Origin of the sequence: Mycolicibacterium psychrotolerans, assembly GCF_010729305.1 — a bacterium.
Lineage (GTDB): Bacteria > Actinomycetota > Actinomycetes > Mycobacteriales > Mycobacteriaceae > Mycobacterium > Mycobacterium psychrotolerans.
The window spans coordinates 4,384,075-4,401,265 of the sequence record NZ_AP022574.1 but is presented as its reverse complement, the minus strand read 5'-3'; the positions used below and the strand labels follow the sequence as shown (position 1 = coordinate 4,401,265).

21 protein-coding genes are annotated in these 17,191 nt (G+C 69.4%); 8 read left to right on the top strand and 13 right to left on the bottom strand.

Features of this window, described 5'->3' with window-relative positions; translation table 11 throughout:
* Positions 1-18 precede the first annotated feature (18 nt).
* Genes G6N45_RS21395 through G6N45_RS21385 form a run of 3 tightly spaced genes read right to left on the bottom strand, consistent with a single transcriptional unit; the run spans position 19 to position 2,054 of the window.
* Positions 19-891, bottom strand: a complete 873-nt coding sequence (locus G6N45_RS21395; protein WP_163724380.1) for an SAM-dependent methyltransferase — start codon at positions 889-891, stop codon at positions 19-21.
* Positions 888-1,706, bottom strand: coding sequence for a mycofactocin-coupled SDR family oxidoreductase (locus tag G6N45_RS21390; protein ID WP_163724377.1), 819 nt, complete (start codon positions 1,704-1,706; stop codon positions 888-890). Before G6N45_RS21390 ends, G6N45_RS21395 begins: the two co-directional genes overlap by 4 nt.
* Positions 1,707-1,739: 33 nt before the next feature.
* The gene (locus G6N45_RS21385) at positions 1,740-2,054 is read right to left on the bottom strand and encodes a putative quinol monooxygenase (RefSeq protein WP_057147337.1); all 315 of its coding nucleotides are present in this window, start codon (positions 2,052-2,054) and stop codon (positions 1,740-1,742) included.
* Positions 2,055-2,202: 148 nt separating this feature from the next.
* On the opposite strand from G6N45_RS21385, the gene G6N45_RS21380 reads away from it, so the two are divergent.
* Entirely contained in the window at positions 2,203-4,728 is a 2,526-nt protein-coding gene (locus G6N45_RS21380; RefSeq protein WP_179965214.1) for an FtsK/SpoIIIE family DNA translocase, read from the top strand.
* Positions 4,729-4,816: 88 nt separating this feature from the next.
* Here the strand turns inward: G6N45_RS21380 and G6N45_RS21375 are convergent, their stop codons facing one another.
* Complete coding sequence (locus G6N45_RS21375; protein ID WP_246229155.1) at positions 4,817-5,299, bottom strand: amino-acid N-acetyltransferase; 483 nt, start codon at positions 5,297-5,299, stop codon at positions 4,817-4,819.
* A gap of 81 nt (positions 5,300-5,380) precedes the next feature.
* Here G6N45_RS21375 and pgsA point away from each other — a divergent pair, with 81 nt between their 5' ends.
* The 5 genes from pgsA (at position 5,381) to pspM (ending at position 8,656) form a co-directional block, all read left to right on the top strand.
* Positions 5,381-5,977, top strand: a complete 597-nt coding sequence (pgsA, locus tag G6N45_RS21370) for a CDP-diacylglycerol--glycerol-3-phosphate 3-phosphatidyltransferase (protein ID WP_057147688.1) — start codon at positions 5,381-5,383, stop codon at positions 5,975-5,977.
* On the top strand, positions 5,955-6,443 hold the full coding sequence (locus G6N45_RS21365) for a CinA family protein (protein WP_163724370.1): 489 nt from the start codon (positions 5,955-5,957) through the stop codon (positions 6,441-6,443). The genes pgsA and G6N45_RS21365 overlap by 23 nt, the downstream gene beginning before the upstream one ends.
* A 123-nt stretch (positions 6,444-6,566) precedes the next feature.
* The gene (clgR, locus tag G6N45_RS21360) at positions 6,567-6,887 is read left to right on the top strand and encodes a transcriptional regulator ClgR (protein WP_163724368.1); all 321 of its coding nucleotides are present in this window, start codon (positions 6,567-6,569) and stop codon (positions 6,885-6,887) included.
* 112 nt (positions 6,888-6,999) lie between these two features.
* Positions 7,000-7,818, top strand: coding sequence for a phage shock protein PspA (pspA, locus tag G6N45_RS21355; protein ID WP_163724366.1), 819 nt, complete (start codon positions 7,000-7,002; stop codon positions 7,816-7,818).
* Between the two features lie 22 nt (positions 7,819-7,840).
* Positions 7,841-8,656: a phage shock envelope stress response protein PspM gene (gene pspM / locus G6N45_RS21350; protein WP_163724365.1), complete on the top strand. Its 816-nt coding sequence runs from the start codon at positions 7,841-7,843 to the stop codon at positions 8,654-8,656.
* Here the strand turns inward: pspM and G6N45_RS21345 are convergent.
* The gene (locus tag G6N45_RS21345) at positions 8,653-9,099 is read right to left on the bottom strand and encodes a limonene-1,2-epoxide hydrolase family protein (protein ID WP_057147330.1); all 447 of its coding nucleotides are present in this window, start codon (positions 9,097-9,099) and stop codon (positions 8,653-8,655) included. The genes pspM and G6N45_RS21345 overlap by 4 nt on opposite strands.
* A 43-nt stretch (positions 9,100-9,142) precedes the next feature.
* On the opposite strand from G6N45_RS21345, the gene G6N45_RS21340 reads away from it, so the two are divergent.
* Together G6N45_RS21340 and G6N45_RS21335 are read left to right on the top strand one after the other, a co-directional pair.
* A complete protein-coding gene (locus tag G6N45_RS21340) occupies positions 9,143-10,315 on the top strand; it encodes a glycosyltransferase (protein ID WP_163724363.1) in 1,173 nt (390 codons plus the stop codon).
* A gap of 9 nt (positions 10,316-10,324) precedes the next feature.
* Complete coding sequence (locus tag G6N45_RS21335; protein ID WP_057147329.1) at positions 10,325-10,519, top strand: DUF3046 domain-containing protein; 195 nt, start codon at positions 10,325-10,327, stop codon at positions 10,517-10,519.
* 4 nt (positions 10,520-10,523) lie between these two features.
* On the opposite strand, the gene G6N45_RS21330 is transcribed toward G6N45_RS21335, so the two are convergent.
* From G6N45_RS21330 to G6N45_RS21295, 8 genes are read right to left on the bottom strand one after another with little or no spacing between them, the layout of a single operon-like run.
* The gene (locus G6N45_RS21330) at positions 10,524-10,808 is read right to left on the bottom strand and encodes a hypothetical protein (RefSeq protein WP_163724361.1); all 285 of its coding nucleotides are present in this window, start codon (positions 10,806-10,808) and stop codon (positions 10,524-10,526) included.
* Entirely contained in the window at positions 10,805-11,629 is an 825-nt protein-coding gene (locus G6N45_RS21325) for a DUF6390 family protein (protein WP_220100582.1), read from the bottom strand. Before G6N45_RS21325 ends, G6N45_RS21330 begins: the two co-directional genes overlap by 4 nt.
* Entirely contained in the window at positions 11,630-12,712 is a 1,083-nt protein-coding gene (gene hypE / locus G6N45_RS21320) for a hydrogenase expression/formation protein HypE (protein WP_163724359.1), read from the bottom strand.
* A complete protein-coding gene (gene hypD, locus G6N45_RS21315) occupies positions 12,705-13,805 on the bottom strand; it encodes a hydrogenase formation protein HypD (protein WP_163724357.1) in 1,101 nt (366 codons plus the stop codon). Before hypD ends, hypE begins: the two co-directional genes overlap by 8 nt.
* A complete protein-coding gene (locus tag G6N45_RS21310) occupies positions 13,802-14,131 on the bottom strand; it encodes a HypC/HybG/HupF family hydrogenase formation chaperone (protein ID WP_163724354.1) in 330 nt (109 codons plus the stop codon). Before G6N45_RS21310 ends, hypD begins: the two co-directional genes overlap by 4 nt.
* A 19-nt stretch (positions 14,132-14,150) precedes the next feature.
* Positions 14,151-16,442 carry a carbamoyltransferase HypF gene (gene hypF / locus G6N45_RS21305; RefSeq protein ID WP_163724352.1) on the bottom strand — a complete coding sequence of 764 codons (2,292 nt, stop codon included), beginning with the start codon at positions 16,440-16,442 and terminating at the stop codon, positions 14,151-14,153.
* Positions 16,439-16,687 carry a HypC/HybG/HupF family hydrogenase formation chaperone gene (locus tag G6N45_RS21300; RefSeq protein WP_163724350.1) on the bottom strand — a complete coding sequence of 83 codons (249 nt, stop codon included), beginning with the start codon at positions 16,685-16,687 and terminating at the stop codon, positions 16,439-16,441. The genes hypF and G6N45_RS21300 overlap by 4 nt, the downstream gene beginning before the upstream one ends.
* A gap of 3 nt (positions 16,688-16,690) precedes the next feature.
* Entirely contained in the window at positions 16,691-17,179 is a 489-nt protein-coding gene (locus G6N45_RS21295; RefSeq protein WP_163728831.1) for a hydrogenase maturation protease, read from the bottom strand.
* Positions 17,180-17,191: the final 12 nt, after the last annotated feature.

Genomic DNA, 17,191 nt, shown 5'->3' with positions numbered 1-17,191 from the left:
AACGGGGCAAGCCGCGGATCAGCGGTGCGCGAGCGCCGTCCACTCGATGGGCGATGCCGCCAGCGGACGCCCGGTGGGCCGGATGTAGAGGTCGCGGTAGTAGCTGGGCCCGGCCTGTTCGTCCAGGCTCCAGCCCAGGTCGGCCAACCAGTCGCCCAGTTGCTCGGGTACCAGACCGGATCGCCACACCGGTCGGCGCCCGCGGAACCGTCGGTACACCGCGTCGGCGCCGTAGGTGTCGGTGCCGTCGAGGAAATCCTGCCGGATGTAGGTGAACACCAACCGACTGCCTGCCGCAGCGGAGCTGAGCTGGGACAGCGTCGCCGCCACGGCATCCGGCGTCAGGTACTGCAGGAGGCCTTCGGCGATGAAGAACGTGCGCGCAGTGCTGTCGTATCCCGCCGACCGGAGCGCGTCCATCAGGTCGTCGTGTTCGAAATCGACGGGCACCAGGTGCACCGACGCCGGGGTGCCGCCGAGCGCACGGCGCAGGACCTCGGCTTTGCGCCGCACGTTGACCGGCAGGTCGACCTCGAAGACCGGCAGATCGCTGTGGCGGGCGATGCGGCATCCGCGGGTGTCCAGGCCGGCGCCGAGCACCACGACGGCGTCGATCTCGGTCAGCGGGTCCGACAGACGCTCGTCGATCAGCCGCTTACGGCAGGCGATGCTCGACCACAGGCCGGGCCCGCCCCGCTCCGAAGCGGCCACCAACGCCCGCCGGACCATCGCCGTCCGGGACAGCGCGGCCAGCGCCCGCAGGTGCCCCGGCAGGAACGACGCGGCCAGGTCGTCGTCGACCAGCCGACGGTGCGGTGGCTCATTGTGCTCGATCGCCGCCACCACCATGGGGCCGACGGCGGTCTGCGCGGCCGCGCTGCGGCCCGTCATCGTTTGTTGACGTAGCCCGCGTCGACGGGCAGCGCGACACCGGTGACGTAGCGCGCGGCGTCGGACACCAACCAGAACACCGCGTTGGCGATGTCCTCCGGCTCGAGGGCCTGAACCGGGAGCGCGTTGCCCATGTCGGGACCGCCCGCACTCTCCGGAGCCAGGCCGTCGAGCCAGGACCGGGTGAAGTCGTTGTCGATCATCGGGGTGTTGACGCCGGCCGGATGCACCGAGTTGACCCGGATGCTGTATGCGGCAAGAAAATTCGCGTAGGCGCGCATCAGCCCGACGATGCCGTGTTTGGCCGCGGCGTAACCGACCGAGCCCGCCATCGGCGCGCCGATGCCGACCAGCCCCGCCACGGAGCTCGTCAGCACGATCGCCCCGCCGTTACCGAACTTGATCATGGGCTTCATCGCCACGTCGATCGTGTGATAGACGCCGGTGAGGTTCACGTCGATGACGTCCTGCCAGGCGTCGGCCGCCGCCATCGGGGCGATCCCCGCGTTGGCGATCACGATGTCGAGGCGTTCGCCGAGCTTCTCCGTGCCGTCACGCACCGCGGCCTTCACCGCGTCGCGGTCGCGGACGTCGGCCTCGTACGCCAGGATCCGCGCGCCGGTGTCCTCGACGAGTTTCACGGTCTGCGCGAGGTCGTCGGGGGTGGCCAGGGGATAGGGCACCGACTCGATCTGCGCGCACAGGTCCAACGCGATGATGTCGGCGCCTTCCGAGGCGAGCTTGACCGCATGCGCGCGGCCCTGCCCGCGCGCCGCGCCGGTGATGAAGGCGACCTTGCCGGTGAGTTCACCCATCGCTACATCTTCGCTTCCTCGCGCAAGCGCTCGTCAGGGCCGCAGCGCGCCTTTGGCCGGATCTCCCGCCACCACGGGGGTCAGCATCTTGATGTCAGGCGCCCCGGCGAGATGCTCCCCGATCGTGCCGAACAGCGTGGCGACCGCCGGTGCGGTGCTGTGGGTCTTCAGCGCGTCGGCGTCGGCCCACTGCTCGACGAAGACGAACGTGCCGTCCGCCTCGTGCAGCGAGTACAGGTCACAACCGGGCTCCGAGTGCACAGCCTCGATCGCCTGCTTACACGCCTCGCGGACGGTGTCGACGGACTCGGGCTTGGCGGTCATGGTGGCGACGACGGTGACGGGCATGAAGGCGTGCTCCTCGGTCTCGGCGGTGAGCTGGACAGGTGTCCACCCTATTACGTGCCATCGGTTGCGACGAGAGCAGCGTTGATATCGATCTGTGACCTGTGTGGCAGATGGTGCATCTGAGGCTAGTGCGACTAGGCTGAGCGGCATGGCGAGTAAGACCGCGGCCCGATCTGGCGCCCGTTCGACCAGGTCGAAGACCAGCTCACGGGGTGGATCGCGGCCCACCCGCCCGGCGCAGGCCCGGCGCAAACCGGCGCGCCGCGGTCCCTCGCCGGTGTCCGCCGCGGGCACCGCGGTCGGCCGGGGCGTGCGCGCAAGCTGGCTGATGCTCGCCAAGGGGGCCGGCAGCACCGCGCGCTCGGTCGGCCGGGCCCGTGATCTGGAACCCGGGCACCGCCGCGACGGCCTCGCGCTGGCACTGCTGGCACTGGCCGTCGTGGTGGCCGCCGGTTCCTGGTTCGACGCGGCACGACCGGTGGGGCAGTGGATCGACACGTTCGTCCGGATCCTCATCGGCGGCGCCGTGGTGCTGCTGCCGATCGTGCTGGCCGCCGTCGGCGTCACGCTCATGCGATCCGAACCCGACCCCGAGTCCCGTCCGCGGTTCATCCTCGGCGCCGCCATGATCGCGCTGCCCGCGCTCGGGCTCCTGCATCTCTGGACCGGCGCCCCGCAGGATCCGGCCGCCCGTCAACACGGCGCCGGCTTCGTCGGGTTCGCCATCGGTGGGCCGCTCGCCGACGGGCTGACGGCATGGATCGCGGCGCCGCTGCTGGTCCTCGGCGTGTTGTTCGGGCTGCTGCTGATCACCGGCACCACGATCCGGGAGCTGCCCGACACGCTGCGGGACATGTTCTCCACGCGGTGGCGCGGCGAGTACGACGACGAGGACGACTGGGTCGACGACGAGGACACCGACGCCGACAGTCACACCGACGACTTCTCCGACGGCTACTACGACGACGACCTGTCCGCCGGGGACGAGGACGCCGCTTGGCCGTCGGCGACCCAGCCCACGGTGCCGCTCGCGAAGCCGTCGGGAACCCCGATGGAGAACTACCCGATCGACGACGAGGTGGCGCCGACGCCGCAGGCACCGGCGAAGACCCGCAAGAAGCCCCGCAAGGAGCCCGCGCTCAGCCTGGACCGCGTCGTCGACGGACCCTACGCGCTGCCGTCTCTGGATCTGCTCATCGCCGGTGACCCGCCGAAGCGGCTGACCGCAGCGAACCAGCACATGACCGATGCCATCACCTCGGTGCTCGAGCAGTTCAAGGTCGACGCCGCGGTCACCGGCTGCACCCGGGGGCCGACCGTGACCCGCTACGAGGTCGAACTGGGTCCGGGCGTCAAGGTCGAGAAGATCACCGCGCTGCACCGCAACATCGCCTACGCGGTGGCCACCGAGAGCGTGCGGATGCTCGCACCGATCCCCGGTAAGTCGGCGGTCGGCATCGAGGTGCCCAACACCGACCGCGAGATGGTCCGGCTGGCCGATGTGCTCACCGACCCGGTGGTGCGTTCGGATCACCACCCGCTGGTGATCGGCCTCGGCAAGGACATCGAAGGCGAGATGATCTCGGCCAACCTGGCCAAGATGCCGCACCTGCTCGTCGCCGGCTCCACCGGCTCGGGCAAGTCCAGCTTCGTCAACTCGATGCTGGTGTCGCTGCTCGCCCGCGCCACCCCAGAGGAGGTCAGGATGATCCTGATCGACCCGAAGATGGTGGAACTGACGCCGTACGAGGGCATCCCGCACCTGATCACCCCGATCATCACCGAACCCAAGAAGGCGGCGGCGGCGCTCGCCTGGCTGGTCGAGGAGATGGAGCAGCGGTACCAGGACATGCAGGCCTCCAGGGTGCGCCACATCGACGTGTTCAACGACAAGGTGCGCTCCGGGGAGATCACCGCGCCGCTGGGCAGCAACCGCGAATACAAGCCCTACCCCTACATCCTCGCGATCGTCGACGAGCTCGCCGACCTGATGATGACCGCGCCGCGCGACGTCGAGGACGCGATCGTGCGCATCACGCAGAAGGCCCGCGCCGCCGGTATCCACCTGGTGCTGGCCACCCAGCGGCCGTCGGTCGACGTCGTCACCGGCCTGATCAAGACCAACGTGCCGTCACGGCTGGCGTTCGCGACGTCATCGCTCACCGACAGCCGCGTCATCCTGGACCAGCAGGGCGCCGAGAAGCTGATCGGCATGGGCGACGGGCTCTTCCTGCCGATGGGGTCGAACAAGCCGATCAGGCTGCAGGGTGCGTACATCACCGACGAGGAGATCCATGCGGTCGTCTCGGCCACCAAGGACCAGGCCGAGCCGGAGTTCGTCGAGGGCGTCACCGCGGTCAAGGCCGGCGAGCGCAAGGACGTCGACCCCGACATCGGCGACGACATGGACGTGCTCCTGCAGGCGGTCGAGCTGGTGGTGTCCTCGCAGTTCGGTAGCACTTCGATGCTGCAGCGCAAGCTGCGGGTCGGGTTCGCCAAGGCGGGCCGGCTGATGGACCTGATGGAGACGCGCGGCATCGTCGGCCCCTCGGAGGGATCGAAGGCGCGCGAGGTGCTGGTCAAGCCCGACGAACTGGCAGGCACCCTGGCGCTGATCCGTGGCGGCAGCGACGCCGTCGGCGGCGACGCGGACGACGACGACCCCGGGTTCTGAACCTCCCACGCCCTTTCGGCCAAGCCGACGCACCGGTGCGCGAACGCCCCGATTTCGCGCCCAAACGTTGGTTTGGGCGAAGAGAGGTCTACAGCGTCAACAACATTCGGGTGTTGCCGAGAATGTTCGGTTTGACGTAGCTCAGGTCGAGGAACTCGGCCACGCCGGTGTCGTAGGAGCGGCACATCTCCTCGTACACCTCGGCCGTCACGGGGGTGCCCTCGATCTCGGCGAAGCCGTGCCTGCCGAAGAACTCCACCTCGAAGGTCAGCACGAAGATGCGCTCCAGCCGCAGCTCCTTGGCCACGGCGAGTAGCTGGTCGACGATGGCATGACCCACGCCGCGTCCACGCACCTTGGGGTGCACCGCCACGGTGCGCACCTCGCCGAGATCCGACCACAGCACGTGCAGCGCGCCGCACCCGATGACCTCGCCGGCGAGCTCGGCGACCCAGAACTCCTGCACCGACTCGTAGAGGGTCACCAGGTTCTTCTCGAGCAGGATCCGGCCCGCGTAGACGTCGACGAGCGTCTTGATGGCCGGCACATCGGAGGTCCTGGCCCGGCGCACGACCGGTTCACCCGCGGACTCGCTCGGAACTGAGCTCACACGGGGAAGGGTATCGGTTTCGGCAACCAGTATTCTGTGTCGGTGCCGGGCCAACCACATACCGATCCGGTGGTTCCGCGCGCCCGGGTGGCGAATCTGGCCAATGCGCTCACCGGTGTCCGCCTGATGCTGGTGCCGGTGTTCCTCGTTCTGCTGTTCGTCGGCGACGGGCACGAAACATCTTGGCGCACGGGAGCATTCATCGTCTTCGCGGTGGCGGTCATCACCGACCGGCTGGACGGCGCGCTGGCCCGTAGCTACGGCATGGTGACCGAATTCGGCACGCTGGCCGACCCGTTGGCCGACAAGGCGCTGATCGGCGCGGCCTTGGTGGGGCTGTCCATGCTCGGCGACCTGCCGTGGTGGGTGACGGTGGTCATCCTGGTCCGCGAACTCGGCGTGACCCTGCTGCGGTTGGTGGTGCTGCGCCACGGCGTGATCCCCGCCAGCCGCGGAGGCAAACTCAAGACACTGGTGCAGGCGGTCGCGATCGGCCTGTTCGTGCTGCCGCTGACGGGCGCGTGGCTGACCGGCGCGTGGGTGATCATGCTCGCCGCGGTGGTGCTGACGGTCCTCACCGGCGTCGACTACTTCGTCTCGGCGGTCAGGGATTCGCGTGGACGACCCGCTGGTCACTGACGACGCCCGCGCGCTCGTGGCGGACCTGACGGTGCGCAGGCAGTCCGTCGCGACCGCCGAGTCGCTGACGGCGGGCCTGGTGGCGGCGACGCTGGCCGGGGTGCCGGGTGCCAGTGCGGTGCTGCGGGGCGGCCTGGTCACCTACACCGTGGACACCAAGATCGACCTGGCCGGAGTGGCCCCCGAACTGCTGGCCGACGTCGGTCCGGTGGCCGAACCCACGGCACGGGCGTTGGCCGTCGGCGCCAGGCAGCGCTGCGGGGCCACCTGGGGAGTCGGACTCACCGGAGTCGCGGGTCCCGAGCCGCACGGCGGCCATCCGGTGGGCACCGTGTACGTCGGCCTGGCCGGGCCCGTCGACACCGAGGTGGTGACGCTGCGCCTCGACGGCACCCGCTGGCAGATCCGGCTGGCCGCAACCCACGCCGCGCTGAGCCGGCTGCGCACCCTTGTCTCGCATCAGTGACCCGGGCCGCATCGGCGATTCTGCGGTGCCGATCCGGGAACCATCCGGTGTCCGCCGAGCGTTGGGTCGGATAGCAGGCGACAAAGGCAGACCTGGCTGCCGGATCTGACTAAGGAGATCGCGATGACGACACTGTTGCGCGAGGTGATCGGCGACGTGCTGCGGCGCGCGCGGGTGGAGCAGGGCCGCACCCTGCGCGAAGTCTCCGATTCGGCGCGGGTGAGCCTGGGCTACCTCTCCGAGGTGGAGCGGGGCCGCAAGGAGGCCTCCAGCGAACTGCTCAGCGCGATCTGCGGCGCACTCGACATCCCGCTGTCCCGGGTGCTGTCCGAGGCCGGGGATGACCTCGCCGTCGAGGAGTCGCGCCACGCCGCGAGCACCGCCCACATCGACGTCAGCACCAAGGTCGTCATTCCGCAGGTCGTGTCGATGGCGGTCGCCTGACCACATCCCCCGGCAAGGGGTGTGGCGAGCTGTGCCGAACCGATAAGTTGGTTCCCACAGGCGACACTGACCGACTGACCCTTTTGACAGACGACGAAGGCGGAATGAATCCATGGCCAACCCGTTCTCCAAGGCGTGGAAGTACCTCATGGCGCTGTTCAGCTCCAAGGTCGACGAATACGCCGACCCGAAGGTGCAGATCCAGCAGGCCATCGAGGAGGCGCAGCGGCAGCACCAGGCGCTGACCCAGCAGGCGGCCCAGGTGATCGGCAACCAGCGCCAGCTGGAGATGCGGCTCAACCGCCAGCTCGCCGACATCGAGAAGCTCCAGGTCAACGTGCGCCAGGCCCTGACACTCGCCGATCAGGCGGTGGCCTCCGGTGACGCCGCCAAGGCCACCGAGTACAACAACGCCGCCGAGGCGTTCGCCGCGCAGCTGGTGACCGCCGAACAGAGCGTCGAGGACCTCAAGGGCCTGCACGATCAGGCGCTGCAAGCCGCGGGCCAGGCCAAGAAGGCCGTCGAGCAGAACGCGATGGTGCTGCAGCAGAAGATCGCCGAGCGCACCAAGCTGCTCTCCCAGCTCGAGCAGGCCAAGATGCAGGAGCAGGTCAGCGCGTCGCTGCGGTCCATGAGTGAGATCGCCGCGCCCGGCAGCACGCCGAGCCTCGACGAGGTCCGCGACAAGATCGAGCGCCGCTACGCCAACGCGATGGGTTCGGCGGAGCTCGCCCAGAACTCGGTGCAGGGCCGCATGCTCGAGGTCCAGCAGGCCAGCGTCCAGATGGCCGGCCATTCCCGCCTCGAGCAGATCCGCGCCTCCATGCGCGGCGAGCAGCTGCCCGCCGGCGGCGCCACCCAGGCCTCGCCCGCCCAGTCGCCGGCCACCCCGGCCGCCAACCCGACACCGGAAAACCCGCTGTCGCAGTAGCCCGACTTCGAACGAGGATGACGTGAGGACACGCAGCGGCAGACCCGAGGCATGGCGTTCGCTGGCCCAGCGCGGCATCGACACCGCCGCGGAGTGGTCGGGCACGGTGGCCGACAAACTCAACGCCGCGGCCGACCCGCGCGCCAAGCTGCTGCGCAAGCGGCGCTGGGCCCTGCGGCTGGGGGTGTTCTTCGCCCTGTCGTCGGTGTTCTGGGTCGGCGTCACGGCGCTGCTGGCATCGTGGAGCACCCCGGTGTGGGCGCTGTTCATCCCGTCGCCGATCGCCGTCGGCGCCGCTTTCCTGGCCACGCTGGCCTTCCTGAGGTACCGGTGGCTGCGCGCCGAACCGCTCCCGCCCTCACGCAGTCGCGCGGCCCGCCGACTGCCGCCCTGGGGGTCCGCCGCCCGCGCGCCGATGGCGGCGCTGGCCGCCTCGGAACGGGGCCTGGTCTCGCTGCTGGGTGTGATGGAACGCGGCCGTCTGCTGCCCGCCGACGAGTTGTACGACCTGCGTGCCGCCGCCGAGCGGACCGCGGCCACCATGGCCGCGACCGCCACGGAGGTGGTGTCGATGGAGCGGACCATCGGCTCGGCGCCGCAGTCGCGTCCGCACCTGGCGCCCACCATCGCGGCGTTCAGCGCCCAACTCGACCGTGGCGCCCGCCAGTACAACGAGATGGTCTCCGCGGCAGCGCAATTGGTGTCGGCCGCGAACTCCGGGTCGATGTCGAGCTCGCCGATGACACAGCGGCGCTACCGCGACGAACTGACCTCGGCGACCGACCGTCTCACCGGCTGGGCGCAGGCCTTCGACGAGCTGGGCCGGCTGCGGGCCTAAAAGCTCGGGCGCAGCGACGGGATCACTGTCCCGGCGAGGGCCCGCAGCGGCGCCTTCACCAGGCAGTCGAGCAGATCGAAGTAGTCCCGCCACAACGTGATCTGGCCGTCGCGCAGCTCGAACGTGCCGCACACCCAGAACTGCAGGCGCAACGGGCCGATGATGATCGCGTCGGTGCGCTCGGTCAGCACCGTGTCCCCGTCGCCGGCGATGCGGTGGAACTTCACGGCGAATCCGACCTTGCCTTCGCCGCGGCGCAGCAGCGACATGATCCGTGCGCGCCCGCGGATCGAGGGCAGGCCGACGTTCTGCCACACCAGCTCGGGGGCGGCCAGCGACTCGACGGTGTCGAAGTCCTCGTCGGCAAGCGCGAACAGGAATCTCTGGACCAGGGACGCATTGTCGGCGATCGGCACGAGTGTCTCGGGAGCTTCATCGGTCATATCGCCCGAGCTTAACCGCGGACGCTGTGGCATGGTGTGGCGCATGCGCGTCGCCGTAGTCGCCGGACCCGACCCCGGCCACGCGTTCCCCGCGCTGGCGCTGTGCCTGAAGTTCGCCGCCGCCGGGGACAGCGCGACGCTGCTGACCGGAACGCGGTGGCTGGACGAGGCGCGCGCGCAGGGCATCGACGCCGTCGAACTCGACGGGCTGCGCGTCATGACGGGCGACGACGACGCCGACGCGGGCGCCAAGATCCACGAGCGGGCCGGCCGGATGGCGGTGCTCAACACAGACCGGATCGCCGCGCTGGAGCCCGACCTGGTGGTCTCGGACTCGATCACCACCTCCGGCGGGCTGGCTGCCGACCTGCTCGGCGTGCCGTGGATCGAACTGAACACCCATCCGCTCTACCGGCCCTCCAGAGGGCTGCCACCGCTGGGTAGCGGGCTGGCCCCGGGCGCCGGGGTTCGCGGTCGAATGCGCGACGCGGCGCTGCGCGCGCTGAGCGCGCGGTCATGGCGGGCGGGCTTGCGCCAGCGGGCCGCCGTGCGCGTCGGGATCGGCTTGCCCGCCGACGATACGGGCCCGTTGCGCCGGTTGATCGCGACCCTGCCCGCGCTGGAGGTGCCGCGCCCCGACTGGCCCGCCGAAGCCGTCGTCGTCGGGCCCCTGCACTACGAGCCCACGAGGTCGGTGCTGAGTGTGCCAGACGGTGACGGGCCTGTCGTGATGGTCGCGCCGTCGACGGCGAGTACCGGTGCCGTCGCGCTCGCCGACCTCGCGCTGCAGACCCTGGTGCCCGGCGAGGTGCTGCCTCGAGGGGCGCGGGTCGCGGTCTCGCAGTTGCAGGCGCCCACCGGCGAGGTGCCGCCCTGGGCGGTGGTGGGGCTCGGCCGTCAGGACGAACTGCTCGGCCGCACGGACCTGCTGGTCTGCGGCGCCGGGCACGGCATCGTGTCCAAGGCGCTGCTCGCCGGCGTGCCGATGGTCGTGGTGCCCGGTGGCGGCGACCAGTGGGAGATCGCCAATCGCCTTGTGCGCCACGGCAGCGCGCAGCTGGTCCGGCCCTTGACGCGCGAGACGTTGGGCGCCGCGGTCCGGGAGGTGCTGGGGTCGCCGCGATACCGGGACGCCGCGCGGCGGGCCGGCGCGACGGTCGGGGCGGTCGCCGATCCGGTACAGGTGTGCCATGACGCTCTGGGCGGTGGCAAGTAGGTTGGGCCTGTGCGGCTGACGGAATTCCACGAGCTGGTGCGGGGGCGGTTCGGTGAGGTCCGGGCCTCCTCCATGCTGGTCGACCACGTGCTTACCAGCATGGGAGGACGCACCGCGGCCCAGGCCATCGAGGACGGCGCCGAACCGCGCGACGTCTGGCGGGCGCTGTGCGCCGACTTCGACGTACCCCGCGACCAGTGGTGAGCCGTCAGCGCTTCTCTCCGCCGCCTTCGGGTTTGGCCGTCGTCTGACGTCCCTCATACGGCGGGACCGCCGGCTCGGCGTCCGAGGGCGGCATCTCCGTCTTCTCGCCGCCGGTCTGTCCGGATCGACCAGCTTCGTCGTGCGCGGGGACGGTCTCGTCTCCACGGAAGGTGCCCGACGGCCGGTCGGCCGGTCCGCCGGAGGCCTGATCCGATCCGGTGTCGCGTGACCCCGGGGCTCCGCGCTGTTCCTGTGGCTCCTCTGAGAGGTGTTCGTTCGAGGCGTTCATGATTCTCCTTCGTGGTCGCTCGCGGCACCGCGGACGACCGTTTGAACGGTTGGTTGACCTGGGTCGCGGACCTGCGTCGCGTGTTTACGGCGCAGTCTCGCGTCGTTGACCAGCGTCAAGGTCGCACGTGTTGCGACTTCCAGGTCAGCGGCCTCAGCAGCGGTCAGCGTTCCGCAGATCCAGCCCCAGTGTGCCGACACCGTCTGGCCCGGCATCGGCGCGGAAACCAGGGAGGCGCCGTCCCGACGCCACCTGACCCGCTCGGGGACGGCCTCGGCGAGTCCGAGCGCACCGGAGTGGAACGTCAGCGGCCGTGACACGACCACGGCGTGATCGTCGTCGACCGCGTCGACGATGCCCCAGCGAATCCTGCAGTCCTGCAGTATTTTCAGCGGTGTGCTCGGATCGCGGTCGAGGAACCGTACCCACGGGTAGACGACGAAGACGTGAAAACTGTGGTGCGCCAGGGAGTCCTCGGGGGCGACATCGCCGAGCAGACCGGTGACCTGCCCGCGAAACGCGTCCCTCAACGTGGTGTGGAGTACCCGCCCGTCGACCTCGGCCAGCAGCGGCCCACCCACCCAATAGCTGCGAACGATCTGCTCGTCGAGCGGATCGGGCCGGCCCGCCGTCTCGGCGAGGGTGTCGAGATAGGGCCAGGCGCCATCGAATTCGCGGGCATAGCGCGCCAGGTCGACCGCGTCGCCGTCCGGCACGGCTGCGATGCCGGACGGGCCGCAATACCCGAGCTCGTTGGGCGGAAACGCGTACCTGGCGAACAACGCGTGGCCTGGGTGGGTCTGCGGGCGGACGGTGGTCATTCAGCAGATCCGGGGAAGCTGTTCGCCGATGGGAAGATCGACCACCCGGGTGCCGCCGAGCGCGGTGCGCGCCACCACCATCCCCGGGTGCTCTGTGACGCAGTGGCCGATCATCGCGGCCCGGCCACCGTAGGGATGGGCGTGCATCGCGGCGAGCACCCGGTCGGCGTCCTCGAGCGCAACGAAGACGATCAGCTTGCCTTCATTGGCGACGTAGAGCGGGTCGAGTCCCAACAGCCCGCAGGCGTCGCGCACGTCACCGGGGATCGGAAGTACTTTCTCGTCCAGTGAGATTCCGACACCGGCCGCCTTGGCGATCTCATTCAGCGTGGCCCCCAGGCCACCCCGGGTGGGGTCACGAAGGGTATGGATGTCCGCGCCGGTGTCGAGCATCGCCGCGACCAGTCCGTGCAGCGGGGCGGTGTCGCTGGCCACGGTGGTGGCGAACTCGAGGCCTTCGCGACAGCTCATCACCGCCACGCCGTGCACGCCGATGTCACCGCTGACGATCACCGCATCGCCGGGACGGGCTCGCTGCGGGCGGATGTCGGCACGCTTGTCGACCAGACCGATCCCTGCGGTGTTGATGTACACACCGTCCCCGTGCCCGGAGTCGACCACCTTGGTGTCACCGGTCACGAGCTTCACCCCGGCGGCCAGCGCCGCGGTGCCCACCGCGTGCGCCACGCGGGCCAGTTCGGACAGCGCCGTGCCTTCCTCGAGGATGAACGCGGTGGACAACGCCACGGGCTGGGCCCCGGCCATCGCCAGGTCGTTCACCGTGCCGTTGACCGCCAGATCGCCGATGCTGCCCCCGGGAAAGAACAGTGGCTTGACCACGTAGGAGTCGGTCGAGAAGGCCAACCTCTCAGCGCCGACACGCAACACCGCGGAATCGCCCATTGCGGCATCGGCCGCCGGCCCGAACGCAGGTAGGAACAGGTGCTCGATGAGCTCTGCGGACATCGCCCCGCCGCCGCCGTGCCCCATCAGGACGTTCGGTGAGTCGCGCAGCGGCGCGGGGCAGACCCACGACTCCATGTCGACGGCCGCGCGGGCGGTTTCGGCGTTCGTCTCAGGCATGGGTCACCTCCAGCCGCCGGTACAGGTAGTAGGCGGCGCAGGCGCCCTCAGAGGAGACCATCGTGGCGCCGAGCGGGTTGCGTGGCGTGCACAAGGTGCCGAAGGCCGAGCACTCGTGCGGCTTGATGAAGCCCTGCAGCACCTCGCCGGACCGGCACACCGCGGACTCCTCGGTATGCATGTCGGTCACGGCGAACCGGTGCTCGGCGTCGTAGTCGCGGTACGCGGGGGACAGCCGCCAGCCGCTCGACGGGATCTCCCCGATACCGCGCCAGCTCCGGTCGGTCACCTCGAACACATCGAGCAGCATCGCCCTGGCCGGGGCATTTCCTTCCGCGCGCACTGCGCGCGGATATGCGTTCTCCAGCTCGTGGCGGCCGGCCTCCAGTTGCAGCACAGTGCGCCTGATGCCTTCGAGGATGTCCAGCGGCTCGAAACCGGTGACGACGATCGGGATGCCGTACTTGTCGCACAGCGACGGATACTCTCCGGTTCCCATCACGCAGCAGACATGGCCGGCGGCCAGAAACGCCTGCACCCGGCACGTGGGTGACTCCATGATCGCCGCGATGGCCGGCGGCACGAGCACATGTGAGACCAGCAGTGAGAAGTTTGTTATGCCAAGGCGTTTGGCTTGGTACACCGTCATAGCGTTCGCGGGGGCCGTGGTCTCGAACCCGATGCCGAAGAACACCACCTGCTTGTCAGGGTTCTCCTTCGCGATGGTGAGCGCGTCCAGCGGCGAATACACCACCCGCACGTCGCCGCCCTCGCTCTTGATCCGGAACAGGTCTTTGCCGCTACCCGGAACCCGCAGCATGTCACCGAACGAACAGAAGATCACGTCGGGCCGCGACGCGATCTCCAGCGCCTTGTCGATGATCTCCAACGGCGTCACACACACCGGGCAGCCCGGCCCATGAATCATCTCGATCTCGTCGGGCAGCAGCTGGTCGATGCCGTGCCGGATGATCGAATGCGTCTGTCCACCACAGACTTCCATGATGGCCCAGCGCCTGCTGGTCGCTTCGCGGATCTGATCGATCAGTTTGGCGGCCAGTTCGGGATCGCTGAACTCGTCCAGGTACTTCATCTCTTCGCCTCCGAAGTTCCATTCGTCGTGACGGACGCCTCGGGATTGGCCAGGCCCGCCTGCCGTGCGGCCAGTTCGAACCCGTCGCCGAACTCCTCCTTCAGCACGCCGAGGTGCTCGAACTCGGCCAGCGTCCGCATCGCCGACTCCTCATCGAGACGCTGGATCGCGAAACCGACGTGTACCACCACGTATTCCCCCACTTGGGCGTCGGGTATGTACTGCAGGCAGACGTCCTTCCGGACACCGCCGAAGTCGACGACGGACATCAGCGTGCCGTCGCGGTCCTCCATCCGCAAGATCTTGCCCGGTACCGCCAGACACATGAGCAGTCCTCCCTTCCTGTTACCCCGAACTTCCGACCATGAGTTGGCCCAGCGCGATCCCGCCGTCGTTGGGCGGTACCTGGCGGTGGGTGAGCACCTGAAAACCGTTATTCCGCAAAGTCTCCGACGCGCAGAGCAACAGCAGCGCGTTCTGGAACACGCCGCCCGACAGTGCGACCGCGGCGGTATCCCGCGCGAATCGGTCAGCGAGATCGACGATCAGCCGGGTCAACGCCGCATGGAACCTCGCGCCGATCACCCCCGCCGGTACACCGTTGCGCACATCATCGACCACGGCGCACATCAGCGGCGCGGGATCGATCTGCGCAGGGGCGTCGCTGGCGAATTGGACGTCGAAGCGGTAATGCGCTGCGCCCGGGTGCACGCCACGGGACAGACCTTCCAATTCGATGGCCGCCTGCGCTTCATAGTCCACCACCTGCCGAACGCCTGCCAGCGCCGACACGGCGTCGAAGAGGCGGCCCATGCTCGAGGTCGGCGCACATCGCAACCCGGTCTCGAGTTGGTGCAGCAGCACCCGGCGCTCGTCCGATGGGCAGGCCCGGACCGGCGGTAGGTCATCGGACCACGGAACCCCCGCCGCCCACAGGTACGACATCGCCATCCGGTACGGGCGGAGGACGCTGACGTCGCCGCCCGGCAGGGGAACGTATTTCACGTGCGCCAACCGCTGGAAGCCCTTGTAGTCGGCGAGCAGGACCTCACCGCCCCATACCGCGCCGTCGGGGCCGTAACCGGTGCCGTCGAAGGCGAATCCGCACACCTGCGCGGAGCCGTCGAGTCCGTGTTCGGCCATCACGGCAGCGATGTGCGCGTGGTGGTGCTGCACCATGCGCACGGGCCGATCGCCGGCATTGCGCTGCGCCCACGATGTCGAGCGGTATCCCGGATGGGCGTCGGCGACGACGACCTCGGGGGACACCGCCGTCAGCGCACCGAGATGCTGTGCTGCGGCCCCGAACGCGGACAGCGTGGCGAGGTCGTCCATGTCCCCGATGTGCTGGCTGAGCCACGCGTACCGGCCCTCGGCGACCGCCATGGTGTTCTTCAGATCGGCCCCGACCGCCAGTGTCGGCGGCACGGACACCGGCAGGGCGACGGGCAGCGGCGCATAGCCGCGCGATCGGCGGATCGGAATGTCGACACCGTCGAGCACCCGGATCACGGAGTCGTCGCAGGGCACCAGGATGGCCCGGTCATGCATCAACCATCCGTCGGCGAGCTGCGAAAGGCGTTCTGTCGCATCGGCGTCGCGATAGCAGATCGGTTCGCCGCCGAGGTTTCCCGAGGTCATCACCAGGGCGGCCGGTCCCTGCTCGTCTCCCGGCAGTCCGAACAGCAGGGTGTGCACAGGGGTGTAGGCGAGCATCACACCGATATCGGGATTGTGCGGTGCCACCGACTCGGCGACCGCAGCCGACGGTGAGCGGGAGGCCAGCACGATCGGTTTCTGCGGGCCCGACAGCAGCTGTTCCGAGTGCGCGTCCAGTGCGCACAGCATGCGCGCACCATCCAGGTCGGCCACCATCACCGCGAACGGTTTGTCGCCGCGCCGCTTCCGGCGACGTAGCTCCGACACCGCGTCGTCGTTGGCGGCGTCGCAGGCCAGGTGGTAGCCGCCGATTCCCTTGACGGCGAGGATGCCACCGTCGCGCAGCAGCCGCCGGGCCCGTCGCAGCCCCTCCTCGGATACGGCGCGAGGCTCCTGCGGGTCCCGGTAGTACAGGGTCGGGCCGCACTGGGGGCAGCACACCGGCTGCGCGTGAAATCGGCGGTCCGCCGGGTCGGCGTATTCGGCCGCGCAGTCCGCGCACATCGGGAAGGGCGCCATCGTGGTGCCGGCGCGGTCATAGGGCAGCGAGGCGATGATGGTGAAACGGGGACCGCAGTTCGTGCAATTGATGAACGGGTGCCGGTAGCGGCGATTGCACGGATCCCGGTGCTCGGCCTCACAGTCGGCACACATGGCCACATCCGGGGAGACCAGCGTGCGGCCGCCGTCGGAGCGCGACGTGTCCACGATGCGGAAGCCCGTGCCACCCTCGGTCGCGAGATCGACGATCTCGACAGCCTCGATGACGGCCAGAGGAGGAGGGTCGGCATGCAACCGGTGGAGAAACACCGCGATGTCGTTCGGTTCGCCCTCGACCTCGATGATGGCGCCCGAACTGTCGTTTCGGACGGATCCGGACAGGCCGCACGACGCGGCGGCGGTGTACACGAACGGCCGGAAGCCGACGCCCTGCACCACGCCGTGCACAGTGATCCGTCGCCGGCACCGGCCGGTCATGGCGGGTCCTCGCTTCCGCTGCCCATCAACTTCAGACCCTCCAACGCGGCGTCTGCGCCCGCTCTGTCGGTCTTCTCGACGACGAAGCCCATGTGGATGACGACCCAGTCACCGGCCTCGAACGTCTCCTCGGGCAGCATGCCGACGTTCACCTTGCGGGGCTCGCCTGCGACGTCGACGAGAGCGAGTTGGCCGCCGTAACCGTCGAGCATGTGCAGGACCTGTCCTGGTATGCCCAGACACATGGTTCAGCCCTCCCGCGCGCCGGTGGGCGACGCACTCCGGGCCACCACGTCCATGACCGCCTGCACCGCGTCAGGCACTGCGGCGGCAACCTCGTCCGAGAGACCGATGCCGTCCTCGACGCAGGCGACCTCACAACCGATCACCACGGTGTAGGGCGGGGTCCCGCCGAGCGCGTTGAGGCTCGCGAACACCGCCGCCGGATCCATTGCGTGGGCGTCGAGGCCCGTGGCCGCGGAGAGGCTTTCGTGATCGGCCTCGAAGACGTGCACGGTGCCGGGCACGCCCCGGTTCGGCAGGGCGTCGACGAGTACCAGGGTGTCGTAGCCCTCGAGCAGGTCGTAGGCGAGGTGCATTCCCCGAATGCCGTAATCCGTTGCGCGGACGGTCGGGTCGGTCAGTCGGGGCGCGACACGGCGCAACACCTCGGGACCGAATCCGTCGTCGGACAGGAAGATGTTGCCGATTCCGGCGATCAGGGTGGTGAACGTGATGTCTCCGCTCCG